Origin of the sequence: Arthrobacter oryzae (genome assembly GCF_037911235.1) — a bacterium.
Lineage (GTDB): Bacteria > Actinomycetota > Actinomycetes > Actinomycetales > Micrococcaceae > Arthrobacter > Arthrobacter oryzae_E.
In genome coordinates this window covers 205,211-221,890 of the sequence record NZ_JBBLYW010000071.1, presented here as the reverse complement: position 1 = coordinate 221,890, position 16,680 = coordinate 205,211, and the positions used below count along the sequence as shown (strand labels likewise).

17 protein-coding genes and 1 pseudogene are annotated in these 16,680 nt (G+C 64.9%); 7 read left to right on the top strand and 11 right to left on the bottom strand.

Translation table 11 applies throughout. From position 1 onward, the window contains the following. Positions 1 to 29 precede the first annotated feature (29 nt). Positions 30 to 875, bottom strand: a complete 846-nt coding sequence (locus WMN78_RS21085; protein WP_340535691.1) for a hypothetical protein — start codon at positions 873 to 875, stop codon at positions 30 to 32. Further along, the gene (locus tag WMN78_RS21080) at positions 872 to 1,426 is read right to left on the bottom strand and encodes a sigma-70 family RNA polymerase sigma factor (protein WP_340535690.1); all 555 of its coding nucleotides are present in this window, start codon (positions 1,424 to 1,426) and stop codon (positions 872 to 874) included. Before WMN78_RS21080 ends, WMN78_RS21085 begins: the two co-directional genes overlap by 4 nt. Before the next feature lie 464 nt (positions 1,427 to 1,890). On the opposite strand from WMN78_RS21080, the gene WMN78_RS21075 reads away from it, so the two are divergent. From WMN78_RS21075 to WMN78_RS21065, 3 genes are read left to right on the top strand one after another with little or no spacing between them, the layout of a single operon-like run. Then, positions 1,891 to 2,418, top strand: a complete 528-nt coding sequence (locus WMN78_RS21075) for a PadR family transcriptional regulator (RefSeq protein WP_340535689.1) — start codon at positions 1,891 to 1,893, stop codon at positions 2,416 to 2,418. Next, on the top strand, positions 2,415 to 3,128 hold the full coding sequence (locus WMN78_RS21070; protein WP_340535688.1) for an ABC transporter ATP-binding protein: 714 nt from the start codon (positions 2,415 to 2,417) through the stop codon (positions 3,126 to 3,128). Before WMN78_RS21075 ends, WMN78_RS21070 begins: the two co-directional genes overlap by 4 nt. Continuing rightward, positions 3,125 to 5,350, top strand: coding sequence for an ABC transporter permease (locus WMN78_RS21065; protein ID WP_340535687.1), 2,226 nt, complete (start codon positions 3,125 to 3,127; stop codon positions 5,348 to 5,350). Before WMN78_RS21070 ends, WMN78_RS21065 begins: the two co-directional genes overlap by 4 nt. 49 nt (positions 5,351 to 5,399) lie before the next feature. Here WMN78_RS21065 and WMN78_RS21060 read toward each other — a convergent pair whose 3' ends face one another. Continuing rightward, positions 5,400 to 5,861, bottom strand: a complete 462-nt coding sequence (locus WMN78_RS21060; protein WP_340535686.1) for an Hpt domain-containing protein — start codon at positions 5,859 to 5,861, stop codon at positions 5,400 to 5,402. 253 nt (positions 5,862 to 6,114) lie between these two features. On the opposite strand from WMN78_RS21060, the gene WMN78_RS21055 reads away from it, so the two are divergent. Then, on the top strand, positions 6,115 to 6,306 hold the full coding sequence (locus WMN78_RS21055) for a hypothetical protein (RefSeq protein WP_340535685.1): 192 nt from the start codon (positions 6,115 to 6,117) through the stop codon (positions 6,304 to 6,306). Positions 6,307 to 6,392: 86 nt separating this feature from the next. Here the strand turns inward: WMN78_RS21055 and WMN78_RS21050 are convergent, their stop codons facing one another. Together WMN78_RS21050 and WMN78_RS21045 are read right to left on the bottom strand one after the other, a co-directional pair. Continuing rightward, on the bottom strand, positions 6,393 to 7,682 hold the full coding sequence (locus WMN78_RS21050; protein ID WP_317781021.1) for an adenylosuccinate synthase: 1,290 nt from the start codon (positions 7,680 to 7,682) through the stop codon (positions 6,393 to 6,395). A 249-nt stretch (positions 7,683 to 7,931) separates the two neighbouring features. After that, positions 7,932 to 8,996 carry a M14 family zinc carboxypeptidase gene (locus WMN78_RS21045; RefSeq protein ID WP_340535684.1) on the bottom strand — a complete coding sequence of 355 codons (1,065 nt, stop codon included), beginning with the start codon at positions 8,994 to 8,996 and terminating at the stop codon, positions 7,932 to 7,934. 158 nt (positions 8,997 to 9,154) lie between these two features. Between WMN78_RS21045 and WMN78_RS21040 the strand changes: the two are divergent. Both WMN78_RS21040 and WMN78_RS21035 read left to right on the top strand, forming a co-directional pair. Further along, positions 9,155 to 9,509: pseudogene (locus WMN78_RS21040) on the top strand (epoxyalkane--coenzyme M transferase); the annotation flags it as partial. 220 nt (positions 9,510 to 9,729) lie between these two features. After that, a complete protein-coding gene (locus tag WMN78_RS21035) occupies positions 9,730 to 10,362 on the top strand; it encodes a uracil-DNA glycosylase (protein ID WP_340535709.1) in 633 nt (210 codons plus the stop codon). Between the two features lie 63 nt (positions 10,363 to 10,425). Here the strand turns inward: WMN78_RS21035 and WMN78_RS21030 are convergent, their stop codons facing one another. The 4 genes from WMN78_RS21030 to WMN78_RS21015 form a co-directional block, all read right to left on the bottom strand. Further along, entirely contained in the window at positions 10,426 to 10,854 is a 429-nt protein-coding gene (locus WMN78_RS21030; RefSeq protein WP_340535683.1) for a DUF3151 domain-containing protein, read from the bottom strand. Between the two features lie 2 nt (positions 10,855 to 10,856). Next, on the bottom strand, positions 10,857 to 11,876 hold the full coding sequence (gene fbaA, locus WMN78_RS21025; RefSeq protein WP_340535682.1) for a class II fructose-bisphosphate aldolase: 1,020 nt from the start codon (positions 11,874 to 11,876) through the stop codon (positions 10,857 to 10,859). Positions 11,877 to 12,086: 210 nt separating this feature from the next. Further along, positions 12,087 to 12,770, bottom strand: coding sequence for a TrmH family RNA methyltransferase (locus WMN78_RS21020; RefSeq protein WP_340535681.1), 684 nt, complete (start codon positions 12,768 to 12,770; stop codon positions 12,087 to 12,089). 20 nt (positions 12,771 to 12,790) lie between these two features. Further along, positions 12,791 to 13,744, bottom strand: a complete 954-nt coding sequence (locus tag WMN78_RS21015; protein WP_340535680.1) for a hypothetical protein — start codon at positions 13,742 to 13,744, stop codon at positions 12,791 to 12,793. Between the two features lie 280 nt (positions 13,745 to 14,024). Between WMN78_RS21015 and WMN78_RS21010 the strand changes: the two genes are divergently transcribed. After that, a complete protein-coding gene (locus tag WMN78_RS21010) occupies positions 14,025 to 14,855 on the top strand; it encodes an HAD-IIA family hydrolase (RefSeq protein WP_340535679.1) in 831 nt (276 codons plus the stop codon). 42 nt (positions 14,856 to 14,897) lie between these two features. Here the strand turns inward: WMN78_RS21010 and WMN78_RS21005 are convergent, their stop codons facing one another. Further along, positions 14,898 to 15,941 (bottom strand): thioesterase domain-containing protein, encoded by a 1,044-nt coding sequence (locus WMN78_RS21005; RefSeq protein ID WP_340535678.1) that lies wholly within the window; start codon positions 15,939 to 15,941, stop codon positions 14,898 to 14,900. 50 nt (positions 15,942 to 15,991) lie between these two features. Continuing rightward, positions 15,992 to 16,585 carry a hypothetical protein gene (locus tag WMN78_RS21000; protein WP_340535677.1) on the bottom strand — a complete coding sequence of 198 codons (594 nt, stop codon included), beginning with the start codon at positions 16,583 to 16,585 and terminating at the stop codon, positions 15,992 to 15,994. Positions 16,586 to 16,680 lie beyond the last annotated feature (95 nt).

The window sequence follows — 16,680 nt, the reverse complement described above, 5'->3', positions numbered from 1 at the left end:
GCAGAAGCGCAGCATGAGGGCGGCCCGGGCTACGGCCGGAACTTCCTGAGCCAGCTGTTGACGGGTTCGACAACGGAATCCACAGTGGAGTCGAGCAGGCCCGTGCCGGATTCGTCATTCTTCCGGCTCTTCTGCCCGCGGTCCTCGGCGCTGTTTTCTTCCGGCGACGGAGTGGCCTGGTCGGAGGATTCGCCGGGCTGATCCGCGGAGTCCGTTCCGGACAGCTCCTCCGGCGCCGATTCGGACCTGCCCGCGCCGGAGGTTTCAGCGTCCGGCCTGCCCGTTTTGCCGTTGCCTGAAGCGGCTCCGGGTGCCCCGTCGTGTCCCTTTGCCGTCGGAAGTACCTGCGCGTCCGGTGCTGTCGTCGAAGCCTGGCCGTTGGCGTTGCCTGGACCGGCCGGGAGGGTATCCGGGCCGGCAGCCTGGTCATCGGCTGAAGAAAGAGCCTCGTCCAGCTGCAGGAACAGCGGCGAAACCCACGCCGGCCGTCCGTCCTGGTCCGAACCTGCCGGCGCAAGGGGAAGCGTCCAGTCCGGGGTCCAGTCCGTGGTCAGGTCCTGGATGGACCAAAGCCCGGAGCCGCCCTCCGATACCTGGCTGGTGGCGGCGACACCGCTGACCCCGAGGCCCATGCCGGCAAGGACTGCCAGGCCCACGATTGCCGGACGGTACTGGCGCAGCCAACGCTTCTTGGTCAGCTCATCCCGCGGTCCGGCCAGCATGGCCGCAAGTTCAGGACCGGGAGCAGGAACCTGCATCTGCGCCAGTGCGGCTATGGACAGGAGCGCGGCCCTGAGCTCGGGCACGTCCGCGTGGCCGGCGTCGAGCAGAAGCCGGTCAACGGTTCCACCAGAAGAGTCATCCCTGGTTGTCATGGCGCTACGTAGTCCTTTACGGCCGAATGTTCACGGAGTCTGTCCAAAGCACGTCGCTGAAGCTGTTTAACGGCCCCGGCGCTTTTCCCCATGATTTCGGCCACCTGCTCCACGGTGAGATCTGCAATGATCCGCAGGGTAAGGACCTCTTTTTGGTCCTCTCCCAGAATGTCAAGCAGTGCCAGCACTTCCCTCGGCGCCACCAGCAACATGGCCGCGGCTTCCGCCGAAGCCGATTCCCGCCGGTCAAACTCCGGTTCGAAGGGTTGTTTCGGCGGCGTCCGGCTTTGCCTCCGGTGATCGTCCACCATCCGCGCATGGGCCACCGAGAACAGGAAGGTGCGCAGTCCGCTGGCACCGCCGCTGAGGGTTTCTATACGGGGCAGCACCGCCAGGAAGACATCCTGCATGGTGGCCTCCGGGTCCTCGACGCCACGGGCGGTCAGGTAGCCCAGCACCTGCGACGCATAGCTCCGATAGACCAGATTGAACAACTCGCCGTCGCGGCCCTTAAGGGCCCGCAATGCATCGTCGGTCAGTGCTTCGGTCACGAACGTGTGGCTTTCGTTCAAGGGGGATGGCTACATCATTGTATGGCCATCATGTGGCGGCTGGGGTGGAACCCTCTCCATAACTTTACCCCTGGTAACCAAGGGAAAAAGCCGTCAGAGACCGCACACTCCTGGGCCAGCTGTCTGCTGAACCGGCTTCGGACAAAAAAGGGCCGGGCTGGAACATGATGGGGGACAGTTCCAGCCCGGCTCTCTTTTTGCAGTCAAGCGCCAGGCTCGAACCTGATGGGGGACAACTTCGAACCCGGCGCTTTCATAGTGGTAATCGCCACGGCACGGTTGAGGGTTACGCGGAATCCAAAAAACTTTTAAGAAAGTTTTTCAGGGCCGTTCCGGTACCGGATCAGGGGCTGGATCCGGGCGGAATAACGGGCCCGCGACACGGCCGGATCTGCCACATCGGAAGCTGGCATCACAGTATGCACTCAGTGTATAGATGGGGTGTGAACAACTCCCTCGCCTTGCTGGGCCTCCTCAGCCGCCAGCCCAGCTACGGCTACGATCTCAAGCATTCCTACGACCGCTACTTCGGAACCGGGAAGGCCTTGGCTTTCGGCCAGGTATATTCCACCCTCGCCCGAATGGTTCGTGACGAACTGATCCGCGCCTTGGGCGGGGAGACCGGTTCCGGACCGGACCGCAAGAAGTACGAAATCACTTCCGCCGGCCAGGTCAAGGTCCACGAGTGGCTGTTCACGCCCGACGTTCCCTCGGAGTCCCTCCAAAGCAACCTGTTTGCCAAGACCGTGATCGCTTTACTGCTCGACGACGACGCCGAACGGCTGCTCGATGTACAGCGCAGCGAACACATGACCCGCATGCGTGAACTGACCCGCCTGAAAAAGGACGCGGACCTGATGCAGGTCCTGATGTGCGACCACGGCCTGTTCCACATCGAAGCCGATCTGCGCTGGATCGACCTCACGGGCGCCCGCCTGACCCAACTCAAGAAGGAGCTCCAGAACGCATGAGCACGATTAGCACCACGTCATCTGTTCTCAGTGCCCGCGGCCTGCACCACTCCTTCGGGCAGACCAAGGCCCTGCGCGGAATCGACCTCGACGTCCAGCGCGGCGAAGTGCTCGCCGTCATGGGTCCCTCGGGGTCTGGCAAATCCACGCTGCTGCACTGCCTGGCCGGTGTTCTTGTCCCCGACGGCGGTTCGGTGACCTACCGTCCCGCCGGTCGGTCACCGATGGAGACCAGTGCACTTGGGGAGCCGAAACGCGCACGGCTGCGGCTGACCGATTTCGGGTTCGTGTTTCAGTTCGGCCAACTACTGCCGGAGCTCACGGCGGCGGACAACGTCAGCCTCCCGCTCCTGCTGGCCGGGACCAGGCGGCCGGAGGCGCTGCGCCGGTCCACGGAACTGCTGGAACGCCTCGGTCTGAACGGGATGGGCACCAAGCTGCCTGGTGAACTGTCCGGAGGCCAGGCCCAGCGCGTCGCCGTTGCCCGTGCCCTGGTGGCATCCCCTGCCGTGTTGTTCGCCGATGAGCCCACGGGTTCGCTGGATTCCCTCGCATCCGAAAATGTGCTGACTCTTTTGCTCGAGCTTGTCCGCGAAGCGGGCACCACCGTGGTGATGATCACCCACGATGCCCGCACCGCCGCTTATGCGGACCGGGAAGTCATCGTGCGCGACGGCGGACTTGGGGCCGGATACAGGGTGACAGCGTGAATCCCGCATTGCTCAAACTGGCAGTCGTCGGCAGTCGCTCCTCCTATGGCAGGCTCGGCGGAATCGCCGGAGGAGTCGCTGTCGGAGTATGCCTGCTGTTGTTGCTGTGGGGCGGCGCCAACGGGCTTAGCGCACGTGATGACCGCGGCGCCTGGCTGCGCGAAACCGGCTTGCCCTCCGTGGCCGCGCCCCTGACGGCCGATCCGACCGCTTCGGGGCCGGCGATGCCGGTGCCGCTTACCGCGGACACGGTGCTCATGGAGGCCAACCCGGTGGAGGTCTTCCGCGACCGGCTGATCAACCGCCGCGACGTCGCGGCCCTGGACCCGACCACCGTCAAGATCCCCGGGATCGGCAGCCCTCCGGCACCGGGCCGCTACTATGCGTCCCCGGCGCTGCAGCGTCTGATCGAGGCGACTCCCCGGAACGAGCTTGGCGACCGTTTCGGGACGTTTGCCGGCACGATTGACGATGCTGCCTTGCCCGGACCTGATTCCCTGATCGTCGTCACGGGAGCAACGGAAACCGAACTCCGCCAGAACGGCAGGGCTTTCCTGGTGTCAGGCTTCACGACCAACCCTTATGGTGGCAGCGCGGCCGCCTACAACACGGTGCTGTCCATCGGGGCCATTGCGGTGTTCTTCCCTGTTCTGCTGCTGATCAGCATTGTCACCGGCCTGGGTGCTGCCCAGCGCAGGGAACGCTTCGCCACCCTGCGACTCATTGGCGCATCCCCGCAGGTGATCTCCAGGATCGCCGCCGTCGAAACCGCTGTCCCCAGCCTGATCGGGGCAGTGCTCGGCGTCGTGCTGGCCCTCGTGCTGAGGCCGGCTGCCGCACAGATACCGGTCAACGGCACCCGGATGTTCGCCGCGGATCTGGCCACCGGCCCGGCGTCGGCCGCCGCCGTCGTCGCCGTGGTGGTCACGGCCTCGGCACTGGTCGCCGCGCACCGCACGGCCCATGCAGGCACTGGCCCCTTGGGCGTGACGAGGGCGGTGCACGAAAAGACACCCACCATGTGGCGGAGCGTTCCCTTGCTGGCCGGTTTGGCCGCCATGATCACGGCTGTACTTATTATCCGCGTAATGGGGGTGCGGCTGCCGTGGTTGGAATCACCGCTCCTTATCGGCGGCTTCGTGCTGATCCTCGTCGGCATCGTAGCCATCGGCCCGTGGCTTACCCGGCTGGTGAGCCGGATGGGGCTGCGCCAGGCACGGAGCGCGGCAGGAGTCATTGCCGCCAGCCGGATCCAAAAAACCCCGGTGGCGACCTTCCGTTCCGTATCAGGTCTGGTGATTGCCGTGTTCGTCGTGTCCGTGTTCGCTGGGGGATCCAGCATCATCGAATCAACTGAGGCACCTGCCACTCGGCCCGGTCTGCTCCAGCCCACCAGCCTCCACGCGACCGTGAGCGCCGGAAGTACCCCTGCTCAGGTCGCCGACGCCGCACGCCAGGCGAAGGAACTGCCGGGAATCCGGAACGCCGTCGTCGGCTACGGCCCGGCAGCCCTCTCCGAAAGGGATGCCGGCCCTGAGATCTACCTTCATGCCGAGGACGCTCCCGGCCTCGGCTTCAAAGACATTCCAGCTGAAGAGACCGTCGCCGTTGATACGTCGTTCCTCTGGACGACGCACCCACTTGCCCTAAACCCGGCGCCCTCCGCCAGCCTGGACGAAATGGTGCCGATCGTGATTGTGCTCGGCACCGACGGGACCCCCGAGGCCATGGACCGTGCCCGGACGGCATTGAACGGTTCAGGCATCACGGCCATCCCGGCCAACTCCCCATTGGACCTCAACTTGCAGTCCACCACGCGCCTGATTCAGGGCCTGGCTGTGCTCGCATACCTCGGCATGTTTGTCGCGATCGCAATAGCCGGCCTGTCCCTGGCCGTCGCCACCGCGTCTGCCATCCTGGACCGGAAGAGAGTCCTCGGCCTGATGCGGCTGATGGGGATGCCGGTGTCTGTCCTGCGCCGGATCATCACCCGTGAAGCAGCGGTCCCGCTCCTGACCGTTCTGCTTCTCTCGGTCGGCCTGGGGTTCCTCGTGGCCTGGCTAATGGTGACGTTCATTGACGACACCTACCGGGTGACCTGGCCGTCGCCCGGTTACTTCATGGCCCTGGGCATCAGCCTGCTTCTGGCTCTCGGAGCGGTCATCGCGACATTCAGTCTCATCCGCAGCAGCACGGCGGTGACGGCTACACGCTTCGAATAGATTCCGCAGCGCGAGCGGCACCAAAGTTCCGGGAATCTCCGGGTTGCCGTCAGCGGCCCGTCAGCAGGCGGGACAGGGCTGATGCCAGCTCGGCGGCGTCCGGGCCAAGGCGCCGGCCCGTTTCACGTGCCCGATCCAGCCGGTCAGTACGGAGGTCGCTGTCCACGAGCCAGGCAACCAGCTCGAGTCGGGAGGCCCCCGCCATGGCAGCCGACGACGCCAGGCTTTGGGTTGCGGCACTTGCAGCCTCAACGTCTCCGCTGTCCAGGGCAGAAACCACGTTGTTGACCCTGGACGGGAGCAGGACCAAAAAGAGGTTCAGGAATTCAATAAGCCGGCTCTGGGAGTGGACACCCCCGGCAAGCTCCTGCACCCGCATGCGGTCAAGGACCGGTGCCCGGTTGATCCGGGCACGGTACCGGCGCGGCCCCTGATCCGGCGCTTCGGCCCGGTCCGGTAGCCCTGACGCGGGACCGGACTTGTACTTTTGTGACTTCAAGCTGAGACCCATGATGTCCATCCCTCCCGTTAGCGGTCCGACGACTGCCCTGTGGGAGCCCCACTCCAGGCGATGCGCCGGTGACTCCAACATAAGGAGCACCGACGCGCCGGTCACGAGTGGCCGGTACCCGGTTCACACCCGGTACCACCTGCAACATGGGTGCCACTACGTATCAACTTCCCGGCGGCCCTGCAGGTCCCGATCCTGTAACGCTCCGGCGCCGGGGGTTACGCGGGACGGTCGGGGGTGTCAGGATACCGGCATGAGCGAGGAAGTGATGGCCGTCCCTGCCGCCGGTCCGGCAGCGACCCCCAAACATGTGACCGGACTGATCAATCCCCAGGGTTCCGCCGCGACCCGGGCCATGCGCGAGCAGGCCCGCAGGCGGCGGGATGCCGAAGCGAAACTGCAGCAGCACCTACTCGAGATCCGCAACAAGCAGTCCGCCGGGTAGCCGGTAATCACTATAACGACGACGGCGGCGGGCCACCTTTCCGGGTGACCCGCCGCCGTCGGACGTCAGTGAGCGTCAGTCAGTTTTCAGTCCAGGATCAAATCGTTGACCACAATGGTCTGGTCGCGGTCCGGGCCGACGCCGATCGCCGAGAAGCGCGTCCCGGACAGCTTCTCGAGGGCAAGGACGTAGTTGCGTGCGTTCTCCGGGAGGTCCTCCAGGGTCCGCGCACCGGTGATGTCCTCGGTCCAGCCCTCGAAGTATTCGAAGATGGGCTTGGCGTGGTGGAACTCGGTCTGCGTCATGGGCATTTCATCGTGCCGGACGCCGTCCACGTCGTAGGCCACGCAGACCGGGATCTGCTCGATGCCGGTGAGCACGTCCAGTTTGGTGACGAAGTAGTCCGTGAAACCGTTGACGCGTGAGGCGTGGCGCGCCAGCACGGCGTCGTACCAGCCGCAGCGGCGGGGCCGGCCGGTGTTGACGCCGAACTCGCCGCCCGTCTTCTGCAGGTACATGCCCATCTCATCGAACAGCTCGGTGGGGAACGGGCCGGCGCCTACACGCGTGGTGTACGCCTTGATGATGCCGATCGAACGGGAGATCCGGGTGGGGCCGATGCCGGAGCCCACCGAAGCGCCGCCGGCGGTCGGGTTCGAGGACGTCACGAACGGGTAGGTGCCGTGGTCCACATCGAGGAACGTGGCCTGGCCGCCCTCCATGAGGACCACCTTGCCCTCGTCCAATGCCTTGTTCAGCACGAAGGTGCTGTCGATGACCAGCGGGCGCAGGCGTTCGGCGAAGGAGAGGAAGTAGCTGACGATCTCCTCCACCTCGATGTCACGGCGGTTGTACACCTTGACGAGGAGTTCGTTCTTCTGGCGCAGCGAGCCTTCAACCTTCTGGCGGAGGATGGACTCGTCAAAGACGTCCTGGACGCGGATGCCGAGACGGGCCACCTTGTCCATGTAAGCCGGGCCGATGCCGCGGCCGGTGGTGCCGATGGCGCGGCTGCCGAGGAACCGCTCGGTGACCTTGTCCAGCACCTGGTGGTAGGGCGCCACGAGGTGCGCGTTGGCGGAGACGCGCAGCTTGGAGGTGTCCGCGCCGCGGGCCTCGAGACCGTCGATCTCCTGGAACAGGGCTTCGAGGTTCACCACGCAGCCGTTACCGATGATCGGAACAGCGTTCGGGCTCAGGATGCCGGCAGGAAGGAGCTTGAGCTCATACTTCTCACCGCCTACGACGACGGTGTGCCCGGCGTTGTTGCCGCCGTTCGGCTTGACCACGTAGTCGACGCGGCCGCCAAGCAGGTCAGTGGCTTTACCTTTGCCTTCGTCGCCCCACTGGGCTCCGACGATCACGATTGCTGGCATGGGATCCTCCCCCATTCGTTCGGGCTGGACCGCAGCCGGTTCACCAAAGTGATCCGCCAAGGGACAGCGCCGTTCATGAGAATGCCCCGAACGTACCGGCCTTCGCTGGTCCGCGGGGCAGCGCAGCGACGCAAGAGTTCCGGGGCTCTTACCACCCAAGTTTAGCCGATGACGGCCTTTGCCCCGTTGATGGCCCGCCGCGGCCCTTCGCACGGAGTAAAGGACCGCGGCGGCCTGACGAAGGCGCCTCTACTCGTCGTCGGCCTCCTCGCCCGGGCGGGAGGTCTGGGTGTCAAGGGTGTCCCAGAAGGAGGTGTCGGCGTCGGCGATTGATCCGTCAGCGATGGCAGCCGCAGTGGATGTCAGCGTGGTCACCGTCTGCTTGATCAGGTAGCCGTTGCTGCGGAGGCCGAGGGCGTAGCCGTCCAGGTAATGGTCAGACATGCCCCGCATTTCAAAGAGCAGGGTGGCTATCCCGTACTCCACGGCGATGCCGTTGCGGCTGATGGTCTCGGCGCTGCCGCCCACGTACTTGCCGAGGTGGCCCCAGCCCGTGGAGTCCACATTGTCGAACACCACGGCCCCCAGCTGCTTGGACTTCTCAACCACCGCCGGATCGGCATTGGGGGTGGTGGGGTACAGAATCGAGCCGGACACCAGCTCCCCGTCGCGTTCGCTGCGGGTCCCCTGGTGGTGCAGGTCGATCATGTAATCGATGTTGTACTTGCGCATCACGTTGTCATGCAGAGCCCGGGTCTCGGGCTGGACCTTGGCTACGTGGTCGCGGTTCAGGTCCACCCCCTCGGCGTTGTAGCGGGTGAGGTTGCGGTCGCCCTTGGCCTGGTAGTCATCCAGCGGGAAATTAACGTCCCCCATGGCCCCGTCCGAATTGAGCATGGGGACGATCAGGATGTTCACCCCGTCAAGGATGTCCTCCGATTTGCCCGTGCCCAGATGCCTCACGAATTCGAGGGCGCCTTCGGTGGTGAGCTGCTCGTTGCCGTGCTGCTGCGTCAGGTAAAGGATGGTGGGCTTGGCCGGGTCCGAGATGTACTTCACCAGGTGGATGTCCCGGCCCTTGACCGTCTGACCTATGACTTCCAGCTCCATCGCGGACTGGCGCGCGTCCTGGTCCTTGAGGAAGGAGACCATTTCTTCGTAAGTGGCCAGCTTCGAAGTGGTGATCTGGCCGTTGCCGTCATAGTTGGGTCCTTCGCCAACGGCATTGGCCAGCGGAACAGGCGCCGCCACGACGGCCAGAGCCAGGGCACCGGAAACGGCAAGGGTCCTGAAAGTCGACAGGTTTTTTCTCACGGGCGAAACCTCTTTCGAGTGCGTTGATGCGGCTGGCCGCCATGTCCCCCATCGCGGTCCGTGACAACAGCCAACCAAGCTCAACGAGTCCTGTCAATAAACTCAACAAAAGCTGACTGGAGGCGGGCTGGACGATCCTTCCCTGGCCGAAAGGTGGGACCGACATCCCGTTCGCGGACATCATCGGGTCAGTGCTGCAGGTCAACGCCGGCGCCTACTGCTTCGAAGCCGCCAGTGTCCGCCACGAACATGAATGGCCGGTCTGGGGAAGACACCAGGCTCCCCGAGGGCAAGGTCATCATCCCGGGCGTCGTCTCGCACGCCACCAACGTTGTGGAGCACCCCGACCTCGTAGCGGACAGGTTCGTCAGGTTCGCTGACCTGGTGGGCCGTGAGAACGTCATCGCGTCCACTGACTGCGGGCTGGGCGGCCGCGTCCACCCGCAGATCGCCCTGGCCAAGCTGGAGTCTTTGGGCGAAGGCGCCCGCCGCGCCACGAAGCAGCTGTGGTGACGGCTTAGCGAGTTTTCCCTCACTTCCCGGTCCGGGATGCCGGGCCTGCCGCTGCCGGCAGGCCCGGCATTTCGCTGGGCTTGATAGACTGATAAAGATCGATCAGGAATCGGTCCACTCACCACATTTTCAAACCACACCGTAACTGGCGTGCCCGGTAATTGGCATGCCTGCTTTCGGTGTGGCAGCGTCACCGATCCCGCAGGAGACCCAGCAATATATGACAGCCCTGGCTACTGAATCATTCCGCGAGCAGCTTCTGAGCCGCCGTTACGAACCCAACGTCGCAGCTGTCAATGAGCTGTGCGACACCTTCCAGAGCCTCAAGCCGGACACCGTGGTCCCGTACGTGGATCCGATGCACGACGTCGACGAGTGCCGCATCATCAGCCTGTACTCCAACATCGGCACCGCCGATGAGTCCGGTTTCATCACCGCCGGCGACAGCGAAGCAGCCACCCGCATGCTCGGCGTGCAGTGGAAGCTGGGCCTCCGCCCCGAATTCGTGATGCCCTGGAACGTCCACCCGTGGCACATCCCCGGCGAGCCCAACGGCAAGTTCACCCCGGACCAGATTTCGGCAGGCCTCAAGCCGCTGCTGAAGTTCCTTGCCTTGGTGCCCCGCGCCTCCGTGATCGTGGCCCACGGCACCGAGGCCAACCGCCTGGCCCAGCTGCTGCTGAAAACCGAAGTTCCGATGATCTGGCGCCGCGGACTGAAGACCTACAAGGTCCGTTCGCTGAGCGGCCGCGCGTTCGCCGGCACCGAGGCACGCCAGCAGCAGTACCTCGACGAAATGCACGTTGTGTACGCTGACGCCATGGCCCGCACAGGCCTCACGAAGGTGAACTAACAGCCTGAACCAACAACGACGGCGGCTCCCCACCCGGAAAGGTGGGGAGCCGCCGTCGTTAATTCAGTTGAGGTTTTCGCCGATGGCTGCCTTGGCAGTGGGATCGGAGTCATTGAGGAACTTCTCAATGCGCTCCGGTTCCTCTGCCTCGCCGATGGCGGACGCTGCACGGCCCAGGGAGTACAAGGCGCGCAGGAAGCCGCGGTTGGGCTCGTGCTCCCACGGGATGGGCCCCACTCCGCGCCAGCCGTTGCGCCGCAGCGAATCGAGGCCCCGGTGGTAGCCAACCCGGGCATAGGCGTACGAATCGACAATCCGGCCATCATTCCAGGCTTCCTCGGCCAGGATGGCCCAGAGGAGCGAGGAGGTGGGGTGCTTCGCCACGAGATCCAGTGCCTCCTGGCCGAGGGCCAGGTGCTGGTAGATCTCAGGCTCCGCGGGCAGGAGTGTGGGCTCCGGGCCCATCAGGTTCCTGCGGAACTCGTCGGACATGATTAGAACGTCTTTCCGGCCGAGCCGAGCTGCTTGGTTGCCTCAACCACGCGGGCGGCCAGTCCGGCTTCAGCGGAGGCACCCCAGACGCGCGGGTCGTAGGTCTTCTTGTTGCCGACCTCGCCGTCAACCTTCAGCACGCCGTCGTAGTTCTTGAACATGTGGTCCGCCACGGGACGCGTGTAGGCGTACTGGGTGTCGGTGTCGATGTTCATCTTGATGGTGCCGAAGGAAACGGCGTCCGCGATTTCCTGGTCCGAGGAGCCGGAGCCGCCGTGGAAGACGAGGTCGAACGGGCTGTCCTTGCCGATCTTCGCACCCACCTGGGCCTGGATGTCCTTGAGGATCTCCGGGCGCAGCTTCACGCCGCCGGGCTTGTAGACGCCGTGCACGTTACCGAAGGTCAGGGCGGTGATGTAGCGGCCGTTCTCGCCGGCGCCGAGGGCATCGATGGTGGCCAGGGCGTCTTCCACCGTGGTGTACAGCTTCTCGTTGATCTCGTTCTCGACGCCGTCTTCTTCGCCGCCGACCGTACCGATTTCGACCTCGAGGATCATCTTGGCGGCCGCGGTGCGCGCCAGCAATTCGCGGGCGATGCGCAGGTTTTCCTGGAGGGTCTCGGCGGAGCCGTCCCACATGTGCGAGTTGAAGATCGGGTTGCGTCCGGCTTTGACCTCGGCCTCGGAAGCTGCCAGCAGCGGCAGGACGAAGCCGTCCAGCTTGTCCTTGGGGCAGTGGTCGGTGTGCAGCGCGATGTTCACGCCGTAGTTCTTGGCCACTTCACGGGCGAACGCCGCGAAGCCCAGGGAACCGGCAACCATGTCCTTGGTGGACGCGCCGGACCAGTAGGCCGCACCGCCGGTGGAAACCTGGACGATACCGTCAGACTCTGCTTCGGCGAAGCCACGGAGGGCCGCGTTCAGCGTCTGCGAGGACGTGACGTTGACGGCAGGGAAAGCGAAGCCGCCCGCCTTTGCGCGGTCGATCATCTCGGAGTAGATCTCTGGGGTTGCAATGGGCATGCTGACTCCTAAAGTGAATTTCGTCTACGGGTTGTGTTGACCCTGGAGTGAACCTCGTCGGCTAGCACCCATCCTAGCCATTTCTGCGCGGGGGCAGTGTTTCGGGTCACTGGCCGGGTAACAGTTTGCACCGGGACCGCTGCGTCGAGGTGGCACTTCGCGGCACTTCCAGGCCCTTCGACTGCCGCGATCTGTCATCTCGGCAGAGGTTCAGACCTGCTGGCTGAACACGTGCCGGCGGATCCAGGCGTGCATAGCGATGGCCGCCGCGGACGCCGCATTGATGGACCGGGTGGAGCCGAACTGTTCGATCGAGAGCGTGTCCAGGGCGGCGGCGTGCACTTCCGGAGTCAGACCGGGACCTTCCTGGCCGAACACCAGGACGCAGTTTTTTGGCAGGTCGTAGGTTTCCAGCGGCACGGAATCGGGGAAGATGTCGATGCCGATGATGGCGAGCCCCTCCCCCTGCGCCCACGCCACGAAGTCCTCCACGGTGGGGTGGTGGCGGACGTGCTGGTAGCGGTCGGTGACCATGGCCCCGCGTCGGTTCCACCGGCGTCGTCCGATGATGTGGACCTCCTTGGCGAGGAACGCATTGGCGGTGCGCACCACGGTGCCGATGTTGAGGTCGTGCTGCCAGTTTTCGATGGCGATGTGGAACTCGTGGCGCTTGGAATCCAGATCCGCCACGATGGCTTCATGCTTCCAGTAGCGGTATTTGTCCACCACATTGCGGCGGTCCCCGTCGGCCAGGAGGTCCGGATCCCAGTGCTCGCCTTGGGGAAGCTCACCTTCCCAGGGCCCGACGCCGACCTCCGCCTTGGGCTCCGCTTCCTCCCCTGGGCGGGAACCGTGAGGGAGGACGGGCTGGGCTGGGGTCTCGGGGTCAGTCACGCTTCAACTTTAGCCGCGGCTTAGCCGTCCAGCTTCCAGCGGTTGGCGCGGTAGGAGTTGCCGATTTTCTCCAGCAACTCCGGGTTGGCGCGCCAATAGCTTTCGTGTCCGCTGACGCCCATCATCTGCGGCGTGCCCCACGGAGTCACGGTAAACAGGTTGACAGCCCGGATGGCGTCACCCCCGGCGTTGGTGCAGGTGAAGCCGACGACGACGGCCGCCGCGCGGCGGAACTCCCGGATTTCCGGTGCTGTCGCCGCAAAATTGCTGGCGCACTTGTGGCCTACGAGGTGCTGCGGCAGTTCAGCGGCGGGGATGGCTTTGAGCTTTGCCTCAATGTCCTTGATGGCTGCTTGAACCTTTGCGGGCTCCTTGCCGTACTTCCCCTCCTCTGCTTCGGCGAAGAAGGCGAAGGCCGTGGAGATGCCGTCACCGTCACGCTCTTCAGTGCCCTTGGCGACTTGCTGCATGGGGGCGCCGGTGGCCGGGTCCGTGGTGATCCCGAAGGTTTCGTCGCTGCTCCACGAACCCAGGTAGGTGAAGGAGGATTCCCCGGTGACAAAGCGCTTGAAGAGCGGGTCGTCGGCGGCCGGAACGTTTGCCGGTCCCTGCAGTTCGTCCCATCCCTGGGGAAGCGGGAACGCCCCGGCCGGCATGTCGTCCGAGCCTGAATCCTCGGACGGTGCGGCGGATGCCTCGGGAGCAGCGCTCTCCTCCGCCGCTGCCGAAGATGCGGCTGCCGAGGGCTCGACTGGTGCCGGGCTGTCCTCTGCCTGCGGTTTGCTGAACGCCGGAATGACCCAAACGAACACGGCGATCAGGGCAATGATCACGGCGGCGGCGATGGCACCCAGCACAATGATCAGGTTCTTGTTGTTGCGCGGCGGCTGCGGCTGCTGCGGCGGCGGAAAACTCTGTGTGGGGTAGGGCTGCTGCGGGTGGAGCGGCGGCGGTGCGCTGTGGTTGTTGCTCATGGTGGGCCCTTTCAGGTGCTTGCAGGCATCCTGTGGTTCCCCGGATGCCTGGCGATGTGCGGCTGCGGGGACCTGCCGGCCCATGCCGGCACAACAAACCGCCGCAGATATCCCCCGATCCGCGGCCGCTGGCACGCTGGTGCCAGCTACGAGCCTAACGGAAAGGAGAGCCCGGGGACGCCGCGGCCGGGTCCGTCATTCTTCGGCCCCCGGATGTTCCGCCGCCCGAAAAATGACAGACTGGGAGCCGGAACCGGCCCATCAGCGTTGGAGGATCAGCATGGCAGAGTCAGACGAAGTACGTTCATCGGCAGCGGTTTACCGGAGCGGCCAGGAGATCGAGTGCTGGCTCACCGACATGGACGGCGTCCTGGTCCACGAAAACCAGCCGATCCCCGGGGCAGCGGAACTGATCCAGCGCTGGGTGGACACCTCCAAGCGCTTCCTGGTGCTCACGAACAACTCCATCTTCACGCCCCGCGACCTGGCCGCCCGGCTGAAGAGCTCCGGACTGGAGATCCCCGAGGAGAACATCTGGACCTCCGCCCTGGCCACCGCCCAGTTCCTGAAGGACCAGGTGCGCGGATCCGAGTCCGGGAACCGCGCCTACACCATCGGCGAAGCGGGACTCACGACGGCGCTGCATGAGGCCGGCTTCATCCTCACGGACCAGAACCCGGACTTTGTGGTGCTCGGCGAAACGCGAACCTACTCCTTCGAGGCCATCACCATGGCCATCCGGCTGATCCTTGCCGGTGCCCGGTTCATCGCGACCAACCCGGATGCCACCGGCCCGTCCAAGGACGGCCCCATGCCCGCCACCGGCGCCATCGCGGCCCTGATTACCAAGGCCACCGGCCGGGAGCCCTACATTGTGGGCAAACCGAACCCCATGATGTTCCGCTCGGCCATGAACCAGATCGATGCACACTCCGAAACCACCGCCATGATCGGCGACCGGATGGACACCGACATCATCGCCGGCATGGAGGCGGGACTGCACACGGTGCTGGTCCTCAGCGGGATCACGCACAAGGACGACATCGCCGCCTACCCGTTCCGGCCCAACCAGATCCTGAACTCGGTGGCTGACCTCAAGAGCCAGATCTAGCGCCGGACCGGCCCGCAGGCTAGCGCCGGCCCGGCCCGCAGGCTAATAAACGGTCATCCTGGGCCCGCCGGAAGGCAGCGGGAAGATCTCATCCTGGAGGTCCTGCAGGATCGGCCGGTAAACGAACGGGTTCCACTGCGGGCTGGCGTGCGCCGGCAGGGCGTCGTCGGTCCGGCGGTCGTTGGACACCATGTTGGCTGCGAACGTCCGCGCCCACGACTCGCGGGCCGTCTGGTAATTCACGGTGCCGTCACGGGGGTTGCCGATGAAGGCCATCCTTGTTCCGCCCAGCTTGCCGGCGAACCGGGTGGCGTCAAAGTGGTAGATGTAGGCGGACTCGGACTGGATCAGCACGCTGGACGGGGCAATCGGTGACAACTGCTCCATGCTCTGGTCCACCACCTGGCGCCAGGACCGTTCGTCCTTGTGCACGATGCGCTCGCCCAACTCGTACCCGCCGCGCAGCACGGTAGGAACCCGGAATCCGCCCTCGTAAAGCACCACCACGCCTTCGAACCAGCTCTGGTCCAGGACATCGAACTTGCTGTACGGGCTGGAGTCCAACAGGATGAATTCCACTTCCACGCCGTGCAGTTCGCGCAGGCGGGCAGCAACCTGCGTTGCCACCATGCCGCCGAAGCTGTGGCCGTAAAAATACAGGCTGGTCAGCTGCTTAGCGCGAACGTGTTCAATCACCGCGATCACGATCTGGTCAATGTCCAACCCCTGGTTGGAATAGCCGACGGCGGCCAGCTGGCCGCGCTGGTTCAGGGCACCGCGCAGGGAGCCAAGGATCCACTGCGCCTCCTCCCAGCTGGTTTTGTAGCCGGGAAACAGGATCCAGCTGGCGTTCGGGTAGTAGCTCTCCGCGAAGTCATCACTCATGGTCAGGATCTTGTTGGTGCGGCGCTCCGCCTGGACGTGCCGGGTGAAGAACATGTCGGTGGCCAGCAGGGAGGCCGCACCGGCTCCGATCAGGAAGTTTCGCCGGGAAAATCTCTTGAGTTCGGCGGCATGCTTGAGGAGGCGGCCCTCGGCTGATCCGGGGCCGCCCTCAGGCTGTGGTGGCTCCTGGACATACGGCACACCTCTACCGTAGCCACAGCGGAAGCCGGATATGAAACCCGCGAAACCAGCTAGATTACGGGCTCGGCCGGAAGTGCCGGCAGGGCGTCCGTTGAGTCCTTCCGGACGGCTTCAACACTCTTCCGCCGGGAGATCTCCATCCCGATGGCGTCGTACTGCGCCAGCAGTTCCGTGCCGGCGATCGCGGCAGGATCATCCAGCAGTCCGAAGACTGAGTCGCTGGCTGCCAGGAGTTCGTCGTCGGAGTACTGGGCCAGGGGCCCGCATCCCGAAGGGTCGATGGAGGCCGCAAACTCCCCGGTTATTTCAATGGTTTTCAAGCCCGCGCCGGCGTCAGCAGCCGAGCCCGCCGGCCGCGGCATGAATTCGAGTGAAACGCCTGATGCAGCCGAAAGGCCGCCGTCGCCGGCGCCGCCGTCGATCGCGTTGAGGTCGTTGCGCAGCCCCACGAGGGCGGGCGACTCCACGAAGGCGGCCTGGGAGAGGTCCACGCGGATGTGGGCGGTGATGCCCATGCGGCGGATGCGGCGGATGACGTGCACCAGGGCGGGTCGGGAATCCTGGTTGAGGCTGCCCCGGACATCGATCCGAACAATATCGGCGGTGACGTCCAGCTTAACGAGGGCATGAAGTTTGCGGTCCATAGGTACTCCAAAAAAGGGTGTCTATGGCCGACGGCTCAACCTTGCACAGCGTATCCTCCGCAGGGCGGCACCACAAGCCTGCGGTTTGCCCGGTT